Source organism: Burkholderia sp. Tr-20390 (genome assembly GCF_017104595.1).
Lineage (GTDB): Bacteria > Pseudomonadota > Gammaproteobacteria > Burkholderiales > Burkholderiaceae > Burkholderia.
In genome coordinates, this window is sequence record NZ_JAAGPC010000471.1 from 1 (window position 1) to 327 (window position 327).

The window sequence follows — 327 nt, forward strand, 5'->3', positions numbered from 1 at the left end:
CCAGCGCGTTCTGATAGCAGTCGTACCCGTCAGTCATCGAACAGCGCAAGCCGTGACGTCGATGGATGTCCTGATAGTAGGTCGAGCAGTATTGCACCCCGCGATCGGAGTGGTGGATCAACGGCTGGCTTTGCGTTGTCTTGTGGTACGCCCGGCGAGGCACGACGAGCAGGCGCGCGGCGCGCAGTACATCGAACAGCCGATCTCGCCCCAACTTGATGCCGCGCTCGACCAACGCTGGCCCGAGCAGATGATGCAGTTTCCGCGTCCCTAGTCGGGGCTGACGCAGCCGTACATCCCGTACTAGTGTCGTCACGATATCGGCCT

The 327-nt window shown here is 61.8% G+C and carries 1 pseudogene; it reads right to left on the reverse strand.

What is annotated here, in order from left to right:
* Positions 1-327, reverse strand: a pseudogene (locus G3N98_RS39595) (IS3 family transposase); the annotation flags it as partial.